Source organism: Pseudoalteromonas luteoviolacea CPMOR-1 (genome assembly GCF_001625685.1).
Classification (GTDB): domain Bacteria; phylum Pseudomonadota; class Gammaproteobacteria; order Enterobacterales; family Alteromonadaceae; genus Pseudoalteromonas; species Pseudoalteromonas luteoviolacea_K.
This window is the reverse complement of record NZ_AUYC01000038.1, coordinates 123,853-149,253: the sequence shown is the minus strand read 5'-3', so window position 1 is coordinate 149,253 and position 25,401 is coordinate 123,853. Positions and strand designations below refer to the sequence as shown.

Genomic DNA, 25,401 nt, shown 5'->3' with positions numbered 1-25,401 from the left:
ATTTCTGATAAATAAAATCAAACTAAAACATTAAAGTACTAGTTTTGTAACACTAGGATGAGTAGATATCATCTACTCATATAAATTTTCCTTGTACTTAATTGCGCTTTGTTCCCAAGTGAATCTACTTTGAGATGCACCAGCGGCTATTCTATTATACTCATCTCTGTGATGGATAAATACATTTATACACGCTTTAAATCGCTCTAATAAGTTATGAGCCTGATTTTGTATATTATCTCCGCAAAAAGTAAACCCATTTTCATTATCAGATACCGTATCGGCCAGCCCTCCAACCGAATTAACTAAGCATGGCTGACCCGCTCTCATTGCCAACATTTGACTAATTCCACATGGTTCAAAAGAGCTCGGCATTAAAAACAGATCGCCCAATGCGTACATCAGATCACCAACATCCTGCCCATAGCCATTTAAGTAAAGCACATTTTCATTGCGAGCCATAACTTGTGAAAACAAAAATTCTAATTCATGATCACCTGAACCAAGTACAATCATCCTTCCTTTGTGCTCATTGAGTGCCCTTGCTAAATGATCAAAAGTCATATCACCATCGATTGCTTGTTTAAGCAAAAATACTTTTTGATTAGTCAATCGGCCTACACTCGTTACTAAAGGGCCCTCACAGGGGGTTTTTTGCCATGCAAGCAGACGTTGATGTGCAATGTAATAAACACTTTTCAATTCCGCCGATTTTGCCATCCATTTAAAGATATTAGACTCAGCACTACGAAATAAGTTTGATAGTTCTGGTTTAGGCTGCTGCTGTGAATACTCACAGCCATTTAGGATCCCGACAAGTTTCCCTTTACTCGCCGCAATTTGCATATCATGCTCTAAACCCTCTCCCCCAAAAAAGCCCGCTTGATGGTCACTACTTCTTTGCACTTCATCGCAATAAGTAGGCGATACCAAATGTACCTTATCTACTAAGCCTATTGCAGCTCTCATGGGATTAAAACAATGAGGATAAAGATGATCACATATCTGTTGGCCATCATAGCTCATCGTTGGAAACCAAGCTTCAAGGCTAGATTCATCACCGTTAAAAGGCCTCACGCCTTGCAATGCAAGATTATGCACTGTAAAGACGGTTTTCACTTGCTTCAGAACATTGAATCGCGGACTAAACTGTCGTAAAACGGCCACACAAGCAGCGTGCCAGTCATGTAAATGCAACACATCTACATTGCCAATAAGCCCGTGTTCAATCACTTCACAAACTGCGGCGCTAAAAAACGCAAACTTATTAGCATCAGTATAAAACGGCCTGTCTACATCATTGCAATAAACAGAACCACCATGTTCAGAAAACAGAGAGTGAGATATAACATACTGTGACACCCCGTCAGCTCGCTCAACTAGCCACAACACAGCAGTTTCTAGATGCTGTTTAAAAGGGACTGCAATGTCAGCAACGAACTGCCTATTTAAATTAGCTTGCCCGTAATCGGGCACAATTACAGATGTACTGATATCAAGACGAGACAAAGCGTAAGGGATATCGCGAATAACATCCGCGACTCCCCCAACCTTGCAATTTGGCAGCCTATCATTTTCCGCTGCCACCATTACTACATGCATAATTTAACCTTAAGCGCTTTCCAAACTTGACTCTTTTGGTTTTTGGCTTGCTTGCAAGGCAGCAAGCATATCTCTAGTAACGAGTACGATACCTTTATTTGAGACTCTGAAACCATTACTGCGGTCTTCCTCTGGGTCGAATCCGATTCTCATACCAGTTGGGATCTCACAGCTTCTATCGATAATTGCGTTCTTAATCCTACAGTGACGGTTTATTTTAACACCTGGAAGCACAACTGCACCTTCTATTTCACAATAAGAATGCACGTGAACATTTGAAAACAATAGAGATTTACGAACCACAGCACCTGAAATTATACAGCCGCCAGACACTGTAGAGTCTACCGCCATCCCACGTCTATTTTCGTCATCAAATATAAATTTGGCAGGCGGAAGCTGCTCTTGATAAGTCCAAATAGGCCACGATGGATCATACAGGTCGAGTTGCGGCTGAACAGATACCAACTCCATATTCGCTTCCCAAAAAGAATCTATGGTGCCCACATCTCGCCAATAAGGCTGTCCAGGATGGCTAGGATCTCTAAATGGAAAAGCAAATACATTATGCTCTTCGATAATTGAAGGAATGATGTCGTGACCAAAATCACGCCCTGATCCCTCTCTTTGCGCATCTCGTTTTAGCTGTTCAAATAAGAACTCTGTATTGAATACATAATTACCCATAGAGGCTAGACACGTGCCAGGCTTGCCGGGAATAGATGCAGGCTCAGCAGGCTTTTCATCAAAACGACGTACCCGTTTACCTTCATCTACAGTCATGACGCCAAACGTATTTGCCGCTTCATCACAATCTACCTCAAGACAGCAAACCGTCATATCAGCGCCAGTTTCGACATGTTTCGCGATCAATGCACCATAGTCCATTCTATACACGTGGTCGCCCGACAATATCATGACGTATTTTGGTAGCTCATGACGAATTATGTCCATATTCTGAAATACTGCATCAGCAGTACCGCAATACCATTCATCACCATAACGCTGTGAAGCAGGTAAGATTTCTACAGACTCTCCTAACTCCTTTTTAAAGTGGCCCCATGCTCTATTTACATGCCTAATCAGTGAGTGAGATTTATATTGCGTTGCAATACCCACCCGACGTATCCCTGAATTAATACAATTAGACAACGGGAAGTCAATGATTCTGTGTTTTCCACCAAAGTACACCGCCGGCTTTGCGCGCCAGTCGGTTAATTCGTGCAACCGACTGCCACGTCCACCTGCAAGGATCAATGCATAAGTGTCTCTTGTCAGGTTACTTATATAACGGTTTGCATAACTCGGCATTTCTTATCTCCATATTATTGTTCACGGCGGTTACTGCATTGGTTTCAATCGCCAAATCTCTTCGCTGTACTGAGAAATAGTACGATCGCTAGAAAAAGTGCCACTAGCCGCTGTATTTAAAATACTCATACGATTCCACAGTGTTTTATTCGTATAACTTTTTGCTGCCCGCTTTTGGGCTTCAAAGTAACTTTCAAAATCTTGAGCAACCAACCACGGGTCATTTGGGCTTGTAATTGATGCAATAATGTCATCGAAAATATTAGGTTCAAATAGATTAAAATGGCCACTTTTAAGCAATTGCATGGCATTTTTCAACGGCGCAAATGCATCAATAATACCTGTTGGATCATAGTGCTGTCTTACCTGGTTAGCTTGCTCTGCAGTGACCCCAAACAAGAAGAAGTTGTCATCTCCAACTTGTTCTCTAATTTCTATATTTGCACCGTCCAACGTGCCAATAGTCACAGCACCATTCATCATGAATTTCATGTTGCCCGTACCACTGGCCTCTTTACCTGCTGTAGATATTTGTTGAGATAGGTCAGTGGCAGCACAAATAGTTTCCATTGCGGTTACATTATAATTTGGCAAAAAAGCAACTCTTAGGTAAGGCTGAGCTGCACTGTCTTTATTGACCACATTCGCCACATTATTAATCAGCTTAATGATAAGCTTGGCCATGTAATAACCTGGTGCCGCCTTACCACCAAATAAAACACACCTTGGTACAATGTCTTTTACATCGCCTCGACGGATCTGGTCATATAACGCAATAACATGCAAAATGTTTAAAAGTTGCCGCTTATATTCATGAATGCGCTTCACTTGCACGTCAAATATCATGCTTGTATCAAACTCAACATCACACCTCGCTTTAACTAATTCAGCTAATTTGGCTTTATTAGCTTCTTTCACTTTTTGCCACTGTGTGTGAAAAGCAGGTTTATCGTAGTACCTTCTTATTGCACTGATCTCAGAAAAATCAGCTTGCCACCCTTCACCAATTTTATTGGTGATCAATGCCGCTAAATCTGGGTTACAATGCGCAAGCCACCTTCTTGGTGTGACGCCATTTGTTTTGTTGTTAAACTTCTTGGGCCATAAATTATAAAAAGTATTAAACAGTCCTGATTTAAGCAATTCTGTATGTAGAGCGGCGACACCGTTTACAGAAAAGCTTCCAACAATAGCCAAATATGCCATTCTGATTTGTGGCTCAGGACCTTCTTCAATCAAAGAAAGTTGCCTTTGTTTTTCAACATCCCCAGGCCATTTCAGCGCCACTTCAGCTAAGAATCTCGCATTTATTTCATAAATTATTTCTAGCACTCTTGGAAGTAAACGACTGAATAACGAAACCGACCATTTCTCCAAAGCCTCTGGCAATAAAGTGTGATTTGTATAAGCCATCGTCGTCGTCGTTATTTTCCAAGCTTGCTCCCACTCAAGTTCATATTCATCCAGTAATAAGCGCATTAGCTCAGCAACAGCAACGCTGGGATGAGTGTCATTAAGCTGAAACACATGATATTGAGCAAAATCGTTAAAATCATTACCATGCAGTTCTGTCCACTGATGCAAAATATCTTGCAAACTTGCGCTTGATAAAAAGTACTGCTGTCGCAATCGTAGCTCTTTACCATTTTCGCTGGCATCATTCGGATATAACACCATGGTAATTTGCTCAGCTAAATTTTTCTTTGCCACAGCCTCGGAATAACTGCCAGCGTTAAACTCTTTCAGATTAAATTCATCTGTAGCTTCTGCTTTCCAAAGTCTCAGCGTATTCACTACACCATTTCGATAACCTGGGATTGGAACATCAAAAGGCACAGCTAAAACATCTTGCGAGTTGACCCATTGATGATGAATACGGCCATGTTTGTCAGTATGAGTTTCTACGTTACCGAAAAACTTAACAACTTTCGCTTGCTCGGGCGCACTTAGCTCCCAAGGGTGGCCTTCCCTTAACCATTTATCCGGTTGCTCTATTTGCACCCCATGTTCAATAGATTGATTAAACATACCGTATTCATAGCGAATACCATAACCAACCACGGGTAAACCAAGCGATGCACAACTATCTAAAAAGCATGCGGCAAGCCTTCCCAAACCGCCGTTCCCAAGCCCTGCATCATGTTCAGCAGACTCAAGTTCTTCCAAATCTGTACCATACTCTTTAAGTGCTGATTTTACTTGCTCTTCAAGATCTAAATTCAAAATGGCATTACCCAATGCACGCCCCATCAAAAACTCGAGCGAAAGGTAAGCCGCTTTTTTGGTTTTTTTCTGTGCTAGATGCTGATTTGTCGCTCTGCATCGTGCCACCATTCTATCTCTGATTGTTAACGCTAGCGCTTGAAACAAATAGTGTTTAGACTCTCCAACCCTATCGCGACCTAAGGTGTAATAAAAATGCCGATTTAAATCATCTGCTAGTGCGCTCTCATTAAGCTTCGGCGCGTCCTGCCAGTGTTTAACAACACACACATTAGACTTTTTGTCAGTCATTCGTGTTTTCCTCTAAATTTGACACAAGTACCCAGGCACTCTGTCCAGTTAGACAAAAAGAGATAGGAAGCGTCTTTGCGTCAAAAGCGTACTCTGACGTAAACATGCATTCCCAGCTACTAGAAAAAGGGGAAGTTGGAAGCGATATGGTCAAGTGCTCTGTATCTGCATTTAAAATCACCATCACCGCTTTTGATTTGAGTTTATCGGCAAGGATATACATAAGAGTTTTATTCTCTTCGTCATGCCAATCACTTTCGCTCATCGGAAGCATTTTTTTATTTAACCATTCTACCGAAAACCGCTCATCATCAGCATGCACGAAGAATGGGTGCTGAAACACACTTAATTGCTTTCTTAATTTAATCAAATCTGAGATAGATTGACTCAGCGAATGAGTCATATTTTGGCCTGACCAATCTAACCAGTTGACCTCATTGTCTTGGCAATAAGCGTTATTGTTACCGAGCTGGCTATGATTCAACTCGGTCCCGGCCGCTATCATCGGTACTCCCTTTGACAAAAACAGTGTAACCAACGCATTTAATTGCATTTTGATACGTAGGTTGTTGACCTCACTATTGTTTGTCGCACCTTCTACGCCGCAATTAAACGAGTAGTTTTCGCTATGTCCATCGCGGTTGTTTTCACCATTTGCTTCGTTGTGCTTATGCTCAAAACTCGTCCAATCAGCGAGACTATACCCATCATGGCTAGTCAAAAAATTAATTGAATTAAGCGGTCCCCTTTGATTATGTTCAAATAAATCATTAGAGCCATGGATCCGCTTTGCAAGTTCAGGCAACGTCCCTCCATCACCTCGCCAAAAGCGCCTAACTACGTCACGATATTTATCATTCCACTCTCGCCAAGGAGGTGGAAACGCACCAAGTTGGTACCCACCTGGTCCTACATCCCAAGGCTCTGCAATTAATTTCACGGAGGATAAGATTGGGTCTTGTAAAATTGCTTGAAAAAATGAATGGCGGCTTGTAAAGCCCTCTGAGGTTCGTCCAAGAATGGTCGCTAAGTCAAACCTAAACCCATCAACGCCCATTACTTCGACCCAATACCTGAGACTGTCCATAATAAGTTTTAAAGTTATCGGGTCATCAATATTCACCGTGTTACCACAGCCAGTATCATTGATGTAAGTAGACTCTGAAGAATTTAATGTTCGATAATATCCGTTATTATTTAGCCCTTTGAAAGACAGCATAGGGCCATCGATGCCACTTTCTGCAGTATGGTTGTATACAACATCTATGATCACCTCAATATCATGTTCATGAAATTGTCGCACCATAGTTGTAAACTCATTGATATCACCATTAATACAATAAGCTTTATGGGGCACGAAAAAGCTCAGCGTATTGTACCCCCAATAATTTTGTAACCCTTTAGTTGTCAAAAACTGTTCACTAACAAAAGCGTGAATAGGTAACAGTTCTATTGCAGTCACTCCCAATGACTTGAGGTGCTGCAAAAAAGCCGGCTGCACAAGTGCGGAAAACTTTCCAACTTGGTTTTTTTCAATTTCTGGGTGTAATTGCGTAGCACCTTTCACATGGCACTCATAAATAAACGTATCGCACCAAGCAATATTTGGCTTTGTACCTGTATATAGCTGTGCCTTAACTACCTTAGACTTTGGCATATCAATGGCATTGTCTAAGGTATTAAATTCTCCAACAGGTAAATGGCAATAGTGACGCTCGCTCCAAGTAAACTCACCACTGAAGTCCTTTGCATAAGGATCAAGAAGCAATTTATTAAAGTTAAAAAAGTGCCCATCTGAGAGGCTATAAGGGCCATCTGCTCGATAGCCATAAAGAGCCCCTTCCTTAAGGGAGTCGACAAAGACACTCCACACGCCCCCTTCGTGGCTATACATATCTATTCTGTCTCGCTCACATCTGCCAAAGCCATCAAATAGGCAAAGGCATACTTTGTCTGCATTAGGCGCGTAGACCGCAAAATTAACGCCGGCGTCTGACACTGTGCTGCCAAGCGGAAACATCTTACCTTTATGAGATATAACCATGCTTATGCCGATATAAATTTTAAATAGACGGTACTGAGAGGCGGTATCGTAATTTCAATACTATTGTCTAAACCATGACTTGAGACCGCTTTACTTTGTACAAGTTGCTGCCGATGGGCCACAACGTTTACACCACTGCCATAAAAACGCTTCTCATCCGAGTTAAAAACAACTTGATAAACACCACTTTTGGGCACGCCCAAACGGAAATGATGAAACACCTGAGGCGTAAAGTGGCTTACAACAATCATTATATCTGACTGCTGCTTACCATATCTCACAAAGCTCAATATTGATTGTTCACTATTATCGCAATCTATCCATCTGAAACCAGCTGGCGAACCATCAACCTCGTATAATGAAGGTGTTGAATGATATACCTCATTAAGTGCTTTTACAGAGTCAAAAACCCCTTTATGTGCATCACTTTCCAATAAAGACCAATTGAGCTGTTGATTGTGATCCCACTCTTCTCTTGGTGCTAGCTCACTCCCCATAAAGAGTAACTTTTTACCTGGATGAGCAAACATGAAACCATAATATGCACGCAGGTTTGCAAATTGCTGCCAATCATCTCCGGGCATTTTGCTCAATAGCGACCCTTTTCCGTGGACAACTTCATCATGACTTAATGGTAATATGTAATTTTCAGAAAATGCATACGCCATCGAGAAAGTCATTTCATGATGATGGAATTTTCTATGAATCGGATCTCGCTGCATATACCCTAGGCTGTCATTCATCCAACCCATATTCCATTTGTATCCGAATCCGAGTCCACCATGATCAACACTTTGTGTTACACCCGGCCAAGCGGTAGATTCTTCAGCAACCATCATGGCATGGGGCGAGTTTTTATAACAAACGGCATTACTTCTTTGTAAGCAATCTATTGCCCCAAGGTTTTCTCTGCCCCCATATTGGTTTGCTACCCACTCACCATCATTTCTGGAGTAATCCAAATACAGCATGGATGCCACTGCATCAACTCGCAACCCATCTAACTGAAACTCTGAAACCCAGTAGTTTGCATTAGAAAGCAAATAACTTTTTACTTCAGGCCTATCATAATTAAAAACACATGTGTTCCAATCAGGATGAAACCCTTGACGCTTGTCAGCATGTTCATACAAATGTGTACCGTCAAATCGATTAAGGCCATGAGGATCAGTCGGAAAATGACCTGGCACCCAGTCAAGTAAAAGCCCTATTTCATACTCGTTACATACTTTGCTGAAATACAAGAAGTCATCAACGGAGCCAAAGCGGCTTGAAGGTGCAAATAAACCTACAGGTTGATACCCCCATGAACCATCAAAAGGAAACTCACTGATGGGCATTAGCTGAATATGTGAAAACCCTAACTTTTTTACGTAGGGGACAAGGTCATCAGCGAGTTCTCGATAAGTTAAAAAGCGGTTCCCCTCGCGCTCTCTACGCTTCCAAGAGCCTAAATGCACCTCATAAATCGATATCGGAGCCTCTACATGATTACGCTTTGCACGCAACTGCGACTCTTTCTTGTCCAAAGGTTGTAAGTTTAGGCTTTGTTGCAATACGCTTGCGGTACCTGGCGCTTGCTGCATTTTTCTAGCATAAGGGTCTGCTTTCTCTAGTTTTTCTCCATTTACAGTGGTAATGGCAAATTTATAGCAACTATCTGCTGATAAGTCTGGAATAAATAAATCCCATACGCCACTGGCAGGATGATGACGCATAAAATGTTGGCTAGCTTGCCAATAATTAAATTCACCAATTACAGATACACATTTTGCATTTGGCGCCCAAACACTAAACTGAACCCCCTTTACGCCCTGATGTTCAATAAAGCGCGCACCGAAATGTTCGTATCCATGCTCTAATGTCCCCTCATTAAATAGGTACATTGCATCTGCATCTAAGGCACTGCAAAAGCTGTAAACGTCTTTAAAAAGCAAAGAACCTGACTCAAACTCTACTTTTAATCGATAATTTTGAATATCAAGCTCAGTATCTAAGACGACAGTGAATAGGTCAGTTTCTAAATAACGCGCAAGCTTTTTCGTTTTTTTGTTTAATACAACAGAAACATTGTGGGCACTGGGAATATAAACACGTAAAACCGTATACACCTTTGGTCCAACCTTCACACTGTGAGGTCCCAAAAAACTGAAAGGATCTGAAAATGTGCCAGCCTGTAAGGCACTTGCCTGATCTGTATAATCTTCTAAAATCTCAACATTTTTACTTACGGTATTCATTATTGCTTCCTGATTGCATTGAGATGCTGAATAAAGTTTTTATTAAATTCGAATAACTCATTAAGCTCATGATTTAATTTGCGACGCCAGTTCGGATACTCCTTATTCGTACCCGGTATATTTACGGGAAAAGCTTGCGAATCCAGATCATCTAGCTGAATAGCCAACAACTTACTCGGGCTTTTGGCTAATATCTGCATGACAGCTCTGTAGACTTCTTGACTAAGTGCACTCATATCAAAATCAACTCCACCGTGCTCACTAAGCCACTTGACTAAGCGTTGCTTCTCTACTGTACGAGCATGTTTTTGGTGATGGGATTGATGTTTGTCAATCAACCCATACTCATACTTGATATCGATGTCTTTTTCCGTCCACCAGCCATGAAAAGGCGGTACGTCATGATTGGCAACCATAATTAAAGCATTTTCCCTAAGTTCTTCATTCGCCTTGAACTCTCCCTCATGATTCTTTTCAAAATAAAAGAGCGTATTACCAAATATTGCGGACTCATGAAGCGCCTGTGTTACCTCTGGTGGAACCACGCCTAAGTCTTCACCTATTACAAGTGAATGATGCAAGTGCGACTCAATTTTGAGTATTGCCAAGAGATAATCAAATGGATAGTAAACATAACAGCCAAGTTCTCGCTCTTCACTGGTAAAACACCACCACAGCCGCCTCAATGACATAACATGATCTATGCGTAATGCACCAACCTGATTCAGATTAGAGCGAACAAGCGATTTAAAATAAGCAAACTTGTTTTGCTTGATTCTGATTGGATTTAACGCTGGCATCCCCCAGTTTTGGCCTTGCTCTGCCCATGGATCAGGAGGTGCGCCAATATTTGCTTTTTCAGTAAAGCATGACTGGTAACTACCAAACTCTAACCCACCTCCGGTGCACCCCACGGCTAAATCATTAACCAGTCCAATCTCCATTCCTTTTGCTATACACAAAGCTTGGCAACTGGCCAACTGCTCAGAGCAGAGCCATTGCAAAAACCATTCAAAACGACTTAATTCTAGGCCGCTTAATATGACTTGCTTTGCATCGATAAACTGGTTGAAACAATCCTCTCTAAAAGGGCTTTCTAACCAACATTCATACAGTCGCTCAAACAGCTTATATTTCAAATTTGACGTTTTAGTGTAGTCAATAAACTTGCTTGAGGTCGCCCTGCCCGACCCGACATCAGCGGTCGACGTGAATCGCTGCGCACAATCATTGCCAACTGTCTGCTCAATATCATCAAGGGCAATATACAAAGGGTTTATGAGGCAGCGGTGAGAAGGGCTATATGGACTGGCTTCTTCTGGACTATCTGAAAACAGCAAATGAAGTGGATTTAGAAGAACAAAATCACCTCCTTGCAAAGCGAATAAATCAATGAGTTGCTGTAAATCAGCAAAGTCTCCAATGCCATAATTTCGGTCGCTTTTGAGTGTATAGAGCTGTAAAGATATCCCTAATGGTTTTTTGCTGCTGTCATAATAATATGGGTTGTAGCAATGTTTAGGCACTGACCATAATTCTGATGAGACTTCACCAAAAGCGCCTTCAAGTGTCATATCAAAATAGCCAATAGGTAATTGACCCAACACAACGTCAACTCCGATATAGCGTTCGCCGTTGTGAATATACTCACCGTTCTCTTCACACGCGCTAAGTAGAATCGTCTTATCGATACCCACAGCTTGTGCTTTTATACCCACCATTGAGTGTTTTAAAGATTCATGAATCTTGAGCACAAATTTACCTGACTCACTACTACATAACGTGACTTCTTCAACGACTCTCGTCCAAGGTGCAATATCTAATTCAAAGTTTAAATTTTCAATGGTCTGTGGATCATGAGGGTTGACACCGCAGCACTCAAGTGCAGCCTGCCTCGTTATATTGTCAAAAATGACATGCTCTCCATCGTATTTAACAAAATCAAACCCAATACCATGAAGATAAAAAAGTTGTTGTAACCCTTGCATTGGCGACTAAGCCAATCTTTGCGTATCAACAATGCTGTTTTCGCTGCCAAAACCATTCGCAGCATAGCCATCAGCACAGTTGTCGTTATCCCATTGGTTACCATTGATTAAATATCGGAAATGAAATTTCTTATCCGTAGGCAGTCTGTGCTTGAGTTTAAATCGCTGCTCTTTTTTGTTGAATCTCATATTGAGAGGCTGCCAATCATTGAACTCTGCAACTAGCTCTACTTTTTTTGCTTCAGGGTGAGAAAACTCAAATGTGATTTCGGCTTCGTTTTTCGTTTTAAAAAAACGTTTTGTTAACATTTTTGGCTCCAAAAACCTAACTTGGTTGGTGTTCCTTGCCACAAAACTATGTCGTATAATATATCGCTACACGAATACGCTTTGTGAGAATAGTTTAGTACATAAAGTAACCTTGTACGCCTCACTACAGTGCAATACAGCAAAAATTTGCACCAGAAAAGTACATTTTTGGACAGTAAGCCCATTGCTTTTTATTGCCCATCTGAATTTGAGCAATAATTAGGCCAATGACTTAAAAAAGTAGATAAGAATCATTATCGTGTAAAGTGAATTATATTGATATTTGATCTTGCTCAGAGAAGTGTAAATGATTGTCCCTAAATTAAATTGAAATAATTTTGATAATTGCACTTGTAAATAAAAGCGTGTAAAAGGTTGTCATCCCTGAAGTCAAATTGATGTATACTACAGGAACATGAAGGATCCGGTTTTCGGTTAATTTTGGATTGTGTAAATCATGCAGAATGTTTTTAAAAATTTAGCTTATGCTGTTGTCAGTGTTGTAGTAATTGGTATTGCTGCAAATCTGACTTTTGCTAAACACGTCCTGAATGCGCAATCCGGATTGCTCCCTTTACACACGCAAACCAAAAATATAGAGCAAGTAGAGAAAATCTCTCCTTGGTATCAGTTCGTCTATTACGACCAAAAATTCATCGAGGTAGATAACCACACATTTGTTGTTATCACTAAACAACCCTCTCAGTATACGGTTGCCCCAACCACAAGCATATTTAAACTGGTTTGGTCATCGCCCACATTACTCATGCTTTGCATACTCGCTGTACTATTTTTTATTACCCAGCAAAAGCGCAATAAGCGTGAACAAACTCAGTTAGACGCACTAAATGCGATTAATAAAGACCTAAATGCATTACTCAATGGACTTGATATCAAACATAAAGAGCTACATTCAGGTGGCCCAGTTACACAAATTTGTTATGCAGTGCAATCGTTAAGTGACAACTTACAACGCATAAAAATACAATCAGATAGTCACGTTTATCAAGATAAACTCACCAAACTCATAGACAGACATGCATATATTGAACATATCAGTGAGCAACTCACCATTGCAGATCAAAGCAAGTCTAAATGCGGATTACTATTTATTGACTTAGATGGATTTAAACAAGTTAATGACTCTTTCGGTCATAGCTTCGGTGATGAAATATTGATCCAAGTCTCTAGAAGGCTTGAACAAGTGGTTAGACAATTTAAGCTCAACGACGCTCACCCAGTGCATGGCTTAGACCAAAATTTATCTCGTTTAGGCGGTGACGAATTTTCTATATTTGTGCCTAATTTGAATGACGCTGGCTTTTGTACAGAGATAGCACAAACTATTCTTAGCGAAATAGAGCGCGATTTTGTACTTGGGAACAAGCTTGTAAAAATAAGTGCCAGTATCGGTATTGCAGTATTCCCTGATAGTGCATCCACGCCGAATGCCCTGTTACAAATGTCAGATGTTGCCATGTATCGTGCTAAAACGGATGGTCGGGGTATATTCAGAGTATACTCTCCGGAAATGGGGAATAAAATTAGGCGCTATCACTATTTATTAGAAGAATTGAGACTTGCCATTGCCTCTCAAAATTTTCAACTCTCTTTTCAGCCAATAGTCCATGTTGAAGATTGCTCAATAGATTATTTCGAAGCCCTCACACGTTGGCACCACCCTATTGAAGGGTTAATTCCGCCATCTGAGTTTATACCCATCGCTGAAGAGTCAAATTTAATTTTAGAACTAGGAGATTGGATCCTACTTGAATCATGCCGACAGATGTCTGCCTGGCATAATGCGGGGATGAAAAAAGTAAAAATCTCTGTGAATGTGTCTGGTATTCAACTTAAACACCGCCCTGTTTATGATTGGGTTTTAGAAGCACTTGAAAAGTCAGGATTGCCAGCAACCTCATTAATGATCGAAATCACCGAGTCAACGTTAATCACAGCAAGCGATGAAATTATTGCTCAGCTTGAACGATGTCGTAGTGCGGGTGTAACAATTGCAATTGATGATTTTGGCACGGGTTTTAGCTCGTTAAGTACACTGGCTGATTTACCAATAGATGTAATTAAAATTGATAAACTGTTTATTTCACAGGCAAAAGACAACCCTAAATACTTCAAAATTCTAAACTCTATCAGTGAGCTTGGTGCACAGTTAGGGCTTAAAATCGTTGCTGAAGGTGTTGAACAACTTGATCAGTTTGAGTTGGTCAAAGATATGGGTATTTGTTGTGTGCAAGGTTACTTGGTCAGCCGCCCCGAGACCTCACGTAATGTTGGAGATAAAGTACTTAAAGGCAATGTCAATCACATTGCCACTACTGGGACGAGTGTATGGCTGCCCAAAGCCAATTAGCGCTGAAACTTCGTCTCTAAGATAACGGCTGAATTCGTTCTTTCTACCCCATCAAGATTCCCTATTTCATCCAATAACTGACTTAATTGCTCTAAACTTTGCGCTTCTACAATGGCTATCATGTCGTACTCACCGCTAATCGCATATAAAGCAGAAATATGTGAGAGCTGCTTCAGGGCAATATTGGTTTTTGCCGTGAGTTTTTGTTTGACCTTAATCGAAACATGCGCCACTACAAGGTTTCCCAAATAATCCTGCCCAAAATCAATCTTATAACCCTGAATAACACCGCTTTGCTCTAACTTTTGCAATCGTGATTGCACCGTTGTTCGGGACATATCCAATAGCCTTGCTAGCTCAGAAATACTCGCCCTCGCGTTGCTACGCAGTACAGAAATCAATCTCTCATCTTGTTTACTTATCATTTTGCACAATACCAGTGTCATTTTGACGAACATTTTACTCATTTTATACAAAATTACACTGCAAATTTCCATCACATCACGCAATAATGTCGGAATAAGAATAGGCACATATATTCGTGCCCAGAAGTTGAAGTTATATGAGGACGACGTCATGCAAGTGAATCGCGAATTATTCGATGAAGTAATGGTACCTAACTACAATCCATCTGCAGTTATACCAGTAAAAGGTAAAGGTGCACGTGTTTGGGACCAAAACGGTGATGAGTACATCGACTTTGCTGGCGGTATCGCAGTAAACTGTCTAGGACATAGCCACCCAGCATTGGTAAATGCATTGAAAGAGCAAGGTGAAAAGATTTGGCATTTATCAAATGTAATGACCAATGAACCTGCACTTCGTCTCGCTAAAAAGCTGACTGATGCGACATTTGCAGACAAAGTCTATTTTGCAAACTCAGGCGCTGAAGCAAACGAAGCGGCTCTAAAACTGGCACGTCGTTTTGCACTTGATAAATATAATGAAGAAAAAACGCAAATCATTGCATTCAATAAAGGTTTCCACGGCCGTACTTTCTTCACCGTAACCGTCGGTGGTCAAGCTGCCTACTCTGATGGCTTTGGCCCTAAACCACAAGATATCACTCACATTGACTACAATGACTTAGAAACATTTGCAAAAGTCATTTCTGACAAAACTTGTGCAGTTATGATGGAGCCTCTACAAGGTGAAGGCGGTATCATCTCTCCGGATATCGAGTTTGTGCAAGGTGTTCGAGAGTTATGTGACAAGCACAATGCCCTGCTTATTTTTGATGAAGTACAAACCGGTGTTGGCCGTACAGGTGATTTGTACGCATACCAAGGCTTGAATGTTACTCCTGATATTTTAACAACAGCTAAAGCATTAGGTGGCGGCTTCCCAATTGGTGCGATGATCACCACAACTGATATTGCGAAGCATTTAAAAATTGGTACTCACGGTTCTACGTACGGTGGTAACCCATTGGCATGTGCCGTAGCTGAAGCAGCTTTTGATACTGTTAATACACCTGAAGTATTAAATGGTGTTAAAGAGCGTGAACAACTGTTCCGCGATGGCCTAAATGCAATTAACGAAAAATATAATGTATTCAGCGAAGTTCGTGGTAAAGGCCTACTATTAGGTTGCGTACTAAAAGGTGACTATGAAGGTAAAGCAAGAGACTTCCTTGTCGCAAGTGCAAAGCACGGCTTAATGACGCTTGTTGCAGGTACAAATGTGGTGCGTTTTACTCCTTCTCTTGTGATTACGGAAGAAGAGATCAAAGCTGGTTTAGCCCGTTTTGAGTTGGCTGTCGCGGATGTAGTAAACGCTTAACTTTTATGGGCGACTCGTCGCCCTAAATGATATTTTTATGCAAGTACTTAGACCTATTAGCAGCAAAGACTTTGCTGCGTTAAAAAACATCGCGGTAGAGTCAGGCCATGGTTTCACATCTTTGCCTGTCGACGACGAGCTATTGGAAAGTAAGATACAACGCTCTCAAGAAAGCTTCTGTAAATCATTAAATGCGCCAATCGATGAGGGATATTTATTTGTCCTCGAAGATTTAGAAACAGGTGAAATTAGTGGTACTACAGCGATTGAGGCCGCTGTTGGGATGCAGGTCCCCTTGTATCATTACCATCAAGGCAAAACCGTTCACCACTCTAGCACATTAAATGTGTACAACACCGTTGATATCCTATCAATATGTAACGACTACACTGGTAGTTCGGAAATCTGCACATTGTTCTTACGAGAGCAATTTAGACGCGGGTTAGCAGGTCGATTCTTGTCGCGTATTCGCTTTTTATTCATGGCAGAACATGCTGAGCGCTTCAGCGATAGAGTGATTGCTGAAATGCGTGGCGTCAGTGATGAAAACGGCCACAGCCCTTTTTGGCAATGGCTACAGGAACACTTTTTTAGTATTGAGTTCCCAAAGGCCGACCACCTAGTGGGCTTGGGCGATAAAGTGTTTATCTCCGAGTTAATGCCAAAATATCCGATTTACGCCAACTTGCTTAGCCCAGAGGCCCAAGCAGTTATCGGCCATGTACATGAAAAAACCAAACCTGCACTGCGTCTGCTGCAAAAAGAAGGTTTTGAGCACAGAGGATATGTTGACTTGTTCGATGCAGGTCCAACAGTCGAAGCAAGATTAGAGAATATTCGGACTGTTCGTGAAACTCAAAACGGAACTTTAGATATCGCTGAAGAGCTGCCCCACAGTGAAACAACCTGGGCGCTATCCAATGGCCAACTTACGCAATTTAGAGCCACATTTACTACTGCGGTAGTATGGAATGAACATACACAAACATTCACAATCACCTCAAAAACAGCAGAAGCATTGCAGTTGAAGCAAGGTGATAAGATCAGTGGATTTGTTTTATAACAATTAAATACGTCGTGCTTTGTCGTAACATTTACAACGCGGCCAAGCCGTTATATTAAGGAATTGTCATTATGCACAACAATGTAGATAGCTTATTTGAGAACCTTTGGAGCAACTATTTAGCAGTTACTCCATCTGCTGTAAAAGTACACGAGCTTTTAGGTTCAACTCAAAAAGACGATGTCATCAACGACCATATTGCACTACGTACTTTCAATCATGAAAAAATTGGTTTAGAAAAGCTGGCTGCACATTTCAAAGCTGTTGGTTACAAAGAGTGTGGTGAATATCACTTTGAAGCTAAGAAATTGTATGCGAAGCACTATGAGCACAGCGATCCAAGTAAGCCAAAAGTTTTCATCTCTGAACTACTTTTAGAAAAGTGCTCAGATGAACTTCAAGCAATCGTTGGCCAAATGATTGATAGCATCGATGAAAGTGCCGTTACTGCAGAAAACTTCTTGTACTCTGGTACGCACTGGCAAGTGAGCCATGAAACCTATAAAAAGTTACTTGCGGAAAGTGAATACGCAGCTTGGATGTCAGCTTGGGGTTACCGTGCAAACCACTTCACGGTAAACATCAATTACCTCGCTAATTTTGAGACCATAGAAGCAGTAAACCAAGCACTTAAAGATGCAGGTTTCTCTCTAAATACATCTGGTGGTGAAATCAAAGGCTCACCTGAAGTACTACTTGAGCAATCTTCTACACTTGCTGATCACCACCCTGTTGAATTCTCTGACGGCAAATTTGAAATCCCAAGTTGCTTCTACGAGTTTGCCCTTCGTTACAACAAACCTGACGGTGAATTGTATACGGGCTTCGTAGCGGCTTCTGCAGATAAAATCTTCGAAAGTACCAACGCTAGATAAACATCCTGTGTTGTTATGAATTGAAGTAAACTAACTTAAACACCCAAAGCAGCCTATGGCTGCTTTTTTATTGCGCCAGATAAATTAAAGAGATAAATTTAAAAATATAACCGATTAAATAATCTTCTAGTTTGACGCAACCTACAAGGATGAGGGCAGCATGTATACTATTTTACCTCCCCCAGCAGAACTCAGCCCCTTTGTTATTAACTTCTGGTATGCCAACACCCATCGTTTATTACCCCAAGCTTTACATAGTGATGGGTACATATCGGTATTATTTGTTGCTTCAGGCAAATCGAAAATGAACGAGACTAACCTATCTAATAGAGCCTATTTTATCGGTCCGCAAACTAAAACAACAATGTGGTATTTTCAAAATGAAGTGCAAAATCTCATCGGCGTCAGACTGACACCTCTAGGGGCCAAAAGCTTTACGACTATGCCATTAAAAGAGACAAAAAATCAGTGCATCGAGCTTTTGGATGTGGTTTCAAATTGCCAAAGTTTAATGACAAAAATAACTCAGAGTGAGTACACTCTAAAAGAGAAAATAATATTTCTTTCTCAATGGCTCGAACAACGTTTTAAAACGCGCAACGAGCCACAATCGAGCTTACTCGAAACCATCACAAAAGAGATACAGCTAGCACCCAGATCAATAAAGCTTGCAACTATTTATGACACGCTACAAATCAACAGTCGGCGTGCAGAGCGGATCTTTGACCAAGCCTTAGGAATGACTGCAAAAGAATATGCAACGCTTATAGAAGTATCTAAGGCCAGAAATATACTCAAACAGAGCCCAACATGTTCATTAACCGATATTGCGCATCAGCTGGAATATACTGATCAATCCCATTTTAATCGGCAATTTAAAAAAGTAATGGGTATAACGCCGAGGCAATATCGGCAGAGGATAGAAATTTGAATAATAACAACACTCCTTGTGGGCAACCAATCCAAACTCCTTCTTTAAGACACGTCAATGAGTTCCCTGCACTTGATAATAAAAAAGCCTACAAACAGGCGCTTAAATATTGGCAAAATGAACTGTTACATGTCCAGCAAGCCTACCACCATCAAGGACAAAGGGCTGTTATCGTATTAGAAGGCTGGGATGCAGCTGGAAAAGGAGGCGCAATTAGGCGTGTTACTGAAAAGCTCGATCCTCGAGGCTATCAAGTATATCCCATTGCAGCGCCGAGCGCCGAAGAGCAAGGCAGACATTATTTATATCGATTTTTTAATAAGCTCCCCAAACCAGGTTCTCTCACCATATTCGATCGTTCGTATTACGGCAGAGTATTAGTAGAGCGAATTGAAGAGTTTGCCACAGCCTCTCAGTGGCAGCGGGCATATCGTGAAATCAACGAATTTGAACAACTTTTACTCGACGATCACATTAAAGTCATAAAACTGTTTTTACATATAAGTAGCTGCGAGCAACTGAAGAGATTTTCTGAGCGATTAAACAACCCATATAAACGCTGGAAACTAACCGCAGAAGATATTAGGAACAGACATAAACGACACGAATACGAAACTGCAATCGAGGATATGTTTTCAAAGACGCATACGCATTGCGCACCGTGGTCAATAATACAAGGTGACCATAAATGGTTTGCACGTGTTGAGGTAGTGAAAAGAATTACTCTGGCACTGAGCGAAAATGTAAACATCGAACCACCACCGATAGATCCCAAAATAGTGGAACTTGCAGAGCAACAACTCGGAATCACGCACAAGGGGACATAAAAATGAATCGTGACAAACTGCTCACTCGTTATTTTGAACACCATGATGGAACAACTCCATCCACAAAGTTAAGTAAGCATGAAAAAATGGCAGGAAGCGCCTTTCACTTTTTCCGCGGCACTGCACCACTGATGTACAGTGACATTTTTGACGGGGTGATTGATCTACCTCCCTCCGTTTACGATATTCCAGTCACCACGATAATGGGAGATTGTCATACCAGTAACTTCGGTTTTTTGAGCGAAGAAGGCTCTCATGGTGAAACACTGGTATTCACCCCAAATGACTTCGACGATGCCTGTATCGGTCACGCGATTTGGGATATTTTCCGATTTTTAGTCAGTTTAAACTTAGCGCAACAAACCGGACTTGACATTAAAGAGTCGACGGACTCGATGAACATCAAGCAAAAGCCTGCTGTATTAACAGAGCGCATACCTCAAGCTCAAACTGAGTTTTTGGCGCATTATGTTGCAACTTGCGAAGCGTCTTTACGTGGTGAGAATAATAGCCAAAGCGCGTTGACTGACTTCGACAAAGACCATATATTGCACAAGCGTTGGCAAAAAGGCTTGCAGCGATTGGTAGGTGGCTCGGCATTTAATGTCAAAAGTACCTTAGCGAAAGACGTCGAACTTACTTCAGTGCCATTGCGATTTAAACTTGATCCGCTAAAGTTTGAACCCATTCACAGCGATATTAAAGCCAATCTAATAGAGCAATTTAGGCCATATGTAGATGACGATATCATAGACTGTGTTGAAAGATTAGATGCAGGCACAGGCAGCAATCATTTAAAGCGCTTTTATTTACTGGTAGGCCCCAAAGATCTGCATACACCGGCGCTTTATCATATTGTCGAAGTCAAACAGCAAACATTGGCAGCTCCTTTGCACTACTTTAAAGATTTAAGTCCAATAAATCGCCTCAACCATGCCCACTTAACGGTCAACTGCCAACGACAAATGCAGCGTAGACCGGATTTGATCATTGATGACGCGCTTTGGCAGGGTGTCCACTGGCTGGTGCGTTCTCGTCATCATGCACGAGTCGGTATTGATCCTGAGCATATCACCTTGGGCAAGCGTGCAGCACACAAAAATGGCTTTGAACAATATGCTAAAAGCTGTGCACAAGTGTTAGCTTACGCACATATGAGAGGTGACAGACGGTCAATGAACTTTCAAGAACATTGCATAACCGCCCTGCCTCCACTGTTTACCATTTTGATACAAAAAGCGAATCAATATGCACAGCAAGTAAATGAAGACTGGGAATTATTCAAGGCTCTCAGAAAGTAGTACCTTTGGAATATCAACCATAAGCCCGTCACTCGCGAGGACAAGCTCACCTTGATAATACGTGTGAGCTTCCTCTTCCAAATTATCCAACAACCCGGGCCCATGATAGCGAGCGCTAAAGTGTGTTAATACTAATAATGGTACGTTAGTTTGGTTAGCAAACTCTGCAATCCGTTTCGCATCGCTATGACCAGTGTGGTGACCGACTTTCTTGAGGTCTTTATGAGTATAAGTCGCTTCGTGAACTAACGCGTCTACACCGTCTATGTGCCCTTTTAATAGACTTGGTTTCTCATTATCACCACACACAATCACTGAACGAGGCTGCCAGCTGGGGAAAGCATATGTGTTAGATACGAGTACTTTCCCTTGATACTCTACGTCAAAACCCATTTGTAATTGATTAAAGTGAGGGCCTGTCGCAATACCATGTTGTTTCAACAAGCTGATTTTTAATTTATTCGGTATGAGGGTTTCGCTAACTTTGAACCCAAAACTGGGTACTCGATGCTTTAGTGTGATGACTTCTATTTTACAGAAGTCAAAGTTCAAACTCGCGCAATTGAGCGCTTCAATGGCGTTAGTTTTAAGATCAAAAGGCAGCGCCAAATCTGTAAGTGAAAATGTGGCATGCAAAAACTCAATGACTTTTTTAGGCGCCACGATATGCACTGCCTCTTTTCTACCCGACATGGCCATAGATGCTAATAAGCCAGGTAATCCATAACAATGGTCGCCATGAATATGGCTAATACAGATCAAACTGAGTTGATAAAGGGATAGTTTAGATTTGAGTATTTGATGTTGTGTTCCCTCCCCACAATCTACCAATACCCACTTTTTTGACTTTTCAAATTTGATCGCAGCGCCTGAAACATTGCGAAAAGCGGACGGGCTCCCGGATGAAGTCCCCAAAAACTCCAATTGCATAACTCACTTAAATCCATAATGATGATACTTCTGTACATAGTTTAAGTGATGTCAAACAATAGCTAAAGGGTTAATCAATGGACCATACTGACGCTTATCAAATCCTTGTTGTCGATATACAAAAGAGCTTTCAACCACATATAGTGCAATATTCGGACGTTGTGGTTACCACAGAAAAACTGCTACACGCTGCTGAATTGTTATCATATGAAGCTTTACTGTTTGAGCAATACCCTAAAGGATTAGGGCACACAGATGACCTACTCGCTGGTTTCAACATATGTCGATTTGAAAAAACGACATTTAGTGCACTAAACGACCCTTCGTCAAAAGCAGCGGTCAATCTACATCCGACAACAACCAAAGTGGTTGTTGGTATTGAGGCGCATGTATGTGTCTATCAAACCGTTCGAGATTTATTAAAGTTGAGACAGCCTGTCATCGTCGTTGCAGATGCGATAGCTTCCAGAAACCCCCAACATAAAACATGGGCAATTGAACAATTAAGGCATGATGGGGCAGTGATTATGAGTTTAGAAAGTGTGCTATTTGACATGATTAAAGATGCAAAACATCCTCACTTTAAAGCCATATCAAAACTGATCCGTTAATCCGCCCGGATAGTAATATTAACAATCAGTTTCAGATATTTGGTGAAATATGAAGAATGAACTAAATAGCAACCTCATCTTAAAAGTGTACGAACATATCAGGCAACAAGGTCAAGATTATGAACAAGGAAAACAGTTTGAAGGTATCACCGCTTTTTCGGATCCCGATGGTTACACAATTTATTTAAAAGGCAGTGGGGTTTTTTTAAGGTTTGGCTTTCATAACACATACCAATTTAATTATGACAAAGAATCTCAAAAAACCGATTTCATGAAAAAAATTAATTACATTGCGAGTATGTTAGATGACTAGAAATAGAAACAGAGCGACTACACAGTCATCACAAACATATATGAAACAGGTCGTCGACGCCTTAAGGAAAAATCCAACCGCTATTGACGTGATTAAAGCTAATTGTCAATACTACCAACAGCAAGCTTATTTAAAAAAAGGACTTAAGCGCACCATTGAACACCTAGAGTGGATCCTTGCAGCAGATGATGACATCGAGCGTATCTGCCAGCAAATTATGGCTGATGACCATATTGGAAATAAATGTCGTCAATATCCACTGCTTTTTAAAGGCGTCAATCAACCTCAAAAATCAGAATAAAAAATTAAAAAACATAACCTTCAACCTGAATAGAACAATATTTATGCAGGCAAAACAGAGTACTTACTTACATCATAAATATTGACCGCTCTTCGTCACCGATAGTTGTAATTTTATCTCATTTTCACCTTGAGTTAACTTTTATAAATGACCGCTGAATGAAAAAGTGATATGGTATGTCGCATTTTTTGGAACCGAGAAAACTTGCTATGTCGAATGCAGTAGAGACTAAAGCGAATAAAAACTCTCAAGCGCCAGAACAACAAAGCGGCTTATTCAATCGCTTTTTGGCAACCGTAGAGTTTTTAGGGAACATGCTCCCACACCCAATCACCCTTTTTGCAATCTTGTGTGTTGCAATCGTGGTCTTCAGTGGCATTGCCGACTGGATGGGCTTGAGTGCAATTGACCCTCGTCCAGAGGGAGCTAAAGGACGTGATGCTGACGGTGTCATCGAAGTAGTTAGCCTGATGAGTGCAGAGGGCCTACAAAAAATAATGACAGGCCTTGTCACCAACTTTACTGGATTCGCACCACTTGGTACGGTATTGGTGGCGCTACTTGGTGTAAGTGTTGCTGAGCATTCAGGTATGCTATCAGCTGCAATGCGTGGTATGGTCATGGGCGCATCTAAACGCCTTGTAACCTTTATGGTTGTCTTTGCGGCAATTTTATCAAATACCGCGTCTGAGCTTGGTTACGTTGTGCTTATTCCACTAGCTGCCATGATTTTCCACAGTCTTGGTAGACACCCTCTCGCTGGTCTTGCCGCGGCTTTTGCAGGTGTTTCAGGCGGATACAGTGCAAACCTACTTCTTGGCACAATCGACCCGTTGCTAGCTGGTATCACAACACCCGCAGCACAGATGATTGACCCAACCTATCATGTAGGTCCTGAAGCAAACTGGTACTTCATGATGATTTCAGTTTTCTTAATTGCCATTGTAGGTACTTTAGTGACTGAAAAAATTGTTGAGCCGCGCCTTGGAAAATACAATCCAGATGACGCAAGCGTTGATTTATCAGAAAACGACATTCAGCACTTAACTGCTAAAGAAAAAAGCGGTCTAAAGTGGGCTGGTGTTTCTCTACTTATCGTATGTAGCATCTTAGCGCTAACTATCGTGCCAGAAGATGGCATTCTGCGTCACCCAGAGACAGGTGCTGTAGCTGGCTCCCCATTCCTAAAAGGTATCGTTGTCCTCATTTTTGTAACATTTGCAATCCCAGGTTTTGTATATGGTCGTGTAGTCGGCACTATGAAAACTGACCGTGATGTCATTGATGCAATGAGTAAGAGCATGAGCTCAATGGGTATGTATATTGTGCTTGTTTTCTTCGCTGCTCAATTTGTGGCGTTCTTTAAATGGACCAACCTCGGCACTATTTTGGCTATCAATGGCGCTGCGCTACTGCAAGCCCTAAATCTTACTGGTCCAGAAGTATTCATCTTGTTCATTATGATGTGCGCAATGGTTAACCTATGTTTAGGCTCATCTTCAGCTCAGTGGGCTGTAACTGCACCGATTTTCGTACCGATGTTAATGCTTGTTGGTTACGCGCCAGAAACAATTCAAGCAGCTTATCGTATCGGTGATTCTGTAACTAACTTGATCACGCCTATGATGAGTTATTTCGGACTTATCTTAGCTGTCGCAACAAAATACAAAAAAGACATGGGAATAGGTACTTTGGTCGCGACTATGCTGCCTTACAGTATGTTCTTCTTTGTCGGTTGGGTGGCACTATTCTACATCTGGGTATTTGGATTTGGTCTACCTGTAGGACCGAATTCACCAATATATTACACGCCCTAATTAATAATAAGAGCATTTTTGCAACTGCAAAAATGCTCTCACCTTTCTGTTCTTAATACCTCTAAAAAATGCCTCTAATTACTTTATTCATTATTTTTGCTACATATAATTAAATACGTAGATAACTTTCCTATTTAAGGTAAAATTATTAACGGCAGAGAAACCCCTGGTTAATCTTGTTAACTTCCTTTGGGCGATTTAAATTTTTGAATAAAAATACGTCAAAGCATTTGTTATTATTCAAATGCTGTCCTAAAGTCCTAAAGGAATAACC

At 41.2% G+C, this 25,401-nt stretch carries 20 protein-coding genes; 11 read left to right on the top strand and 9 right to left on the bottom strand.

What is annotated here, in order from left to right:
- Positions 1-72 precede the first annotated feature (72 nt).
- Genes N473_RS17085 through N473_RS17055 form a run of 7 tightly spaced genes read right to left on the bottom strand, consistent with a single transcriptional unit; the run spans position 73 to position 12,005 of the window.
- On the bottom strand, positions 73-1,602 hold the full coding sequence (locus tag N473_RS17085) for a glycogen synthase (protein WP_063368975.1): 1,530 nt from the start codon (positions 1,600-1,602) through the stop codon (positions 73-75).
- 9 nt (positions 1,603-1,611) lie between these two features.
- A complete protein-coding gene (gene glgC, locus N473_RS17080; protein ID WP_039610339.1) occupies positions 1,612-2,910 on the bottom strand; it encodes a glucose-1-phosphate adenylyltransferase in 1,299 nt (432 codons plus the stop codon).
- Positions 2,911-2,940: 30 nt separating this feature from the next.
- Positions 2,941-5,424, bottom strand: a complete 2,484-nt coding sequence (locus N473_RS17075; protein ID WP_063368974.1) for a glycogen/starch/alpha-glucan phosphorylase — start codon at positions 5,422-5,424, stop codon at positions 2,941-2,943.
- Entirely contained in the window at positions 5,417-7,468 is a 2,052-nt protein-coding gene (glgX, locus tag N473_RS17070) for a glycogen debranching protein GlgX (protein WP_063368973.1), read from the bottom strand. The genes N473_RS17075 and glgX overlap by 8 nt, the downstream gene beginning before the upstream one ends.
- A 2-nt stretch (positions 7,469-7,470) precedes the next feature.
- Positions 7,471-9,708 (bottom strand): 1,4-alpha-glucan branching protein GlgB, encoded by a 2,238-nt coding sequence (glgB, locus tag N473_RS17065; RefSeq protein ID WP_063368972.1) that lies wholly within the window; start codon positions 9,706-9,708, stop codon positions 7,471-7,473.
- On the bottom strand, positions 9,708-11,696 hold the full coding sequence (malQ, locus tag N473_RS17060) for a 4-alpha-glucanotransferase (protein WP_063368971.1): 1,989 nt from the start codon (positions 11,694-11,696) through the stop codon (positions 9,708-9,710). Before malQ ends, glgB begins: the two co-directional genes overlap by 1 nt.
- Positions 11,697-11,702: 6 nt before the next feature.
- The gene (locus N473_RS17055) at positions 11,703-12,005 is read right to left on the bottom strand and encodes an isoamylase early set domain-containing protein (RefSeq protein WP_063368970.1); all 303 of its coding nucleotides are present in this window, start codon (positions 12,003-12,005) and stop codon (positions 11,703-11,705) included.
- 457 nt (positions 12,006-12,462) lie between these two features.
- On the opposite strand from N473_RS17055, the gene N473_RS17050 reads away from it, so the two are divergent.
- Positions 12,463-14,376, top strand: a complete 1,914-nt coding sequence (locus N473_RS17050; protein WP_063368969.1) for a putative bifunctional diguanylate cyclase/phosphodiesterase — start codon at positions 12,463-12,465, stop codon at positions 14,374-14,376.
- Here N473_RS17050 and N473_RS17045 read toward each other — a convergent pair.
- On the bottom strand, positions 14,373-14,801 hold the full coding sequence (locus N473_RS17045; protein WP_039610980.1) for an Lrp/AsnC family transcriptional regulator: 429 nt from the start codon (positions 14,799-14,801) through the stop codon (positions 14,373-14,375). The two genes, N473_RS17050 and N473_RS17045, sit on opposite strands and share 4 nt — an antisense overlap.
- 151 nt (positions 14,802-14,952) lie before the next feature.
- Here N473_RS17045 and N473_RS17040 point away from each other — a divergent pair, with 151 nt between their 5' ends.
- From N473_RS17040 to N473_RS17015, 6 genes are all read left to right on the top strand, one after another.
- Entirely contained in the window at positions 14,953-16,158 is a 1,206-nt protein-coding gene (locus N473_RS17040; protein WP_063368968.1) for an aspartate aminotransferase family protein, read from the top strand.
- A gap of 37 nt (positions 16,159-16,195) precedes the next feature.
- Positions 16,196-17,221: an arginine N-succinyltransferase gene (astA, locus tag N473_RS17035; RefSeq protein ID WP_063368967.1), complete on the top strand. Its 1,026-nt coding sequence runs from the start codon at positions 16,196-16,198 to the stop codon at positions 17,219-17,221.
- Positions 17,222-17,292: 71 nt separating this feature from the next.
- A complete protein-coding gene (locus N473_RS17030) occupies positions 17,293-18,096 on the top strand; it encodes a DUF1338 domain-containing protein (protein WP_039610331.1) in 804 nt (267 codons plus the stop codon).
- 160 nt (positions 18,097-18,256) lie between these two features.
- Positions 18,257-19,027, top strand: coding sequence for a helix-turn-helix domain-containing protein (locus N473_RS17025; protein WP_063368966.1), 771 nt, complete (start codon positions 18,257-18,259; stop codon positions 19,025-19,027).
- A gap of 29 nt (positions 19,028-19,056) precedes the next feature.
- Positions 19,057-19,854 (top strand): polyphosphate kinase, encoded by a 798-nt coding sequence (locus N473_RS17020; RefSeq protein ID WP_063369011.1) that lies wholly within the window; start codon positions 19,057-19,059, stop codon positions 19,852-19,854.
- A gap of 2 nt (positions 19,855-19,856) precedes the next feature.
- Positions 19,857-21,155 (top strand): DUF2252 family protein, encoded by a 1,299-nt coding sequence (locus tag N473_RS17015; protein WP_063368965.1) that lies wholly within the window; start codon positions 19,857-19,859, stop codon positions 21,153-21,155.
- Here N473_RS17015 and N473_RS17010 read toward each other — a convergent pair.
- The gene (locus N473_RS17010; RefSeq protein WP_063368964.1) at positions 21,132-22,085 is read right to left on the bottom strand and encodes a ribonuclease Z; all 954 of its coding nucleotides are present in this window, start codon (positions 22,083-22,085) and stop codon (positions 21,132-21,134) included. The two genes, N473_RS17015 and N473_RS17010, sit on opposite strands and share 24 nt — an antisense overlap.
- Positions 22,086-22,162: 77 nt before the next feature.
- Here N473_RS17010 and N473_RS17005 point away from each other — a divergent pair, with 77 nt between their 5' ends.
- From N473_RS17005 to N473_RS16990, 4 genes are all read left to right on the top strand, one after another.
- On the top strand, positions 22,163-22,696 hold the full coding sequence (locus N473_RS17005; protein ID WP_063368963.1) for an isochorismatase family protein: 534 nt from the start codon (positions 22,163-22,165) through the stop codon (positions 22,694-22,696).
- Between the two features lie 49 nt (positions 22,697-22,745).
- Positions 22,746-23,009, top strand: a complete 264-nt coding sequence (locus N473_RS17000) for a DUF3081 family protein (RefSeq protein WP_039610325.1) — start codon at positions 22,746-22,748, stop codon at positions 23,007-23,009.
- Positions 23,002-23,310: a hypothetical protein gene (locus N473_RS16995; RefSeq protein WP_063368962.1), complete on the top strand. Its 309-nt coding sequence runs from the start codon at positions 23,002-23,004 to the stop codon at positions 23,308-23,310. The genes N473_RS17000 and N473_RS16995 overlap by 8 nt, the downstream gene beginning before the upstream one ends.
- A gap of 209 nt (positions 23,311-23,519) precedes the next feature.
- Positions 23,520-25,127 carry an AbgT family transporter gene (locus N473_RS16990; protein WP_063369010.1) on the top strand — a complete coding sequence of 536 codons (1,608 nt, stop codon included), beginning with the start codon at positions 23,520-23,522 and terminating at the stop codon, positions 25,125-25,127.
- Positions 25,128-25,401: the final 274 nt, after the last annotated feature.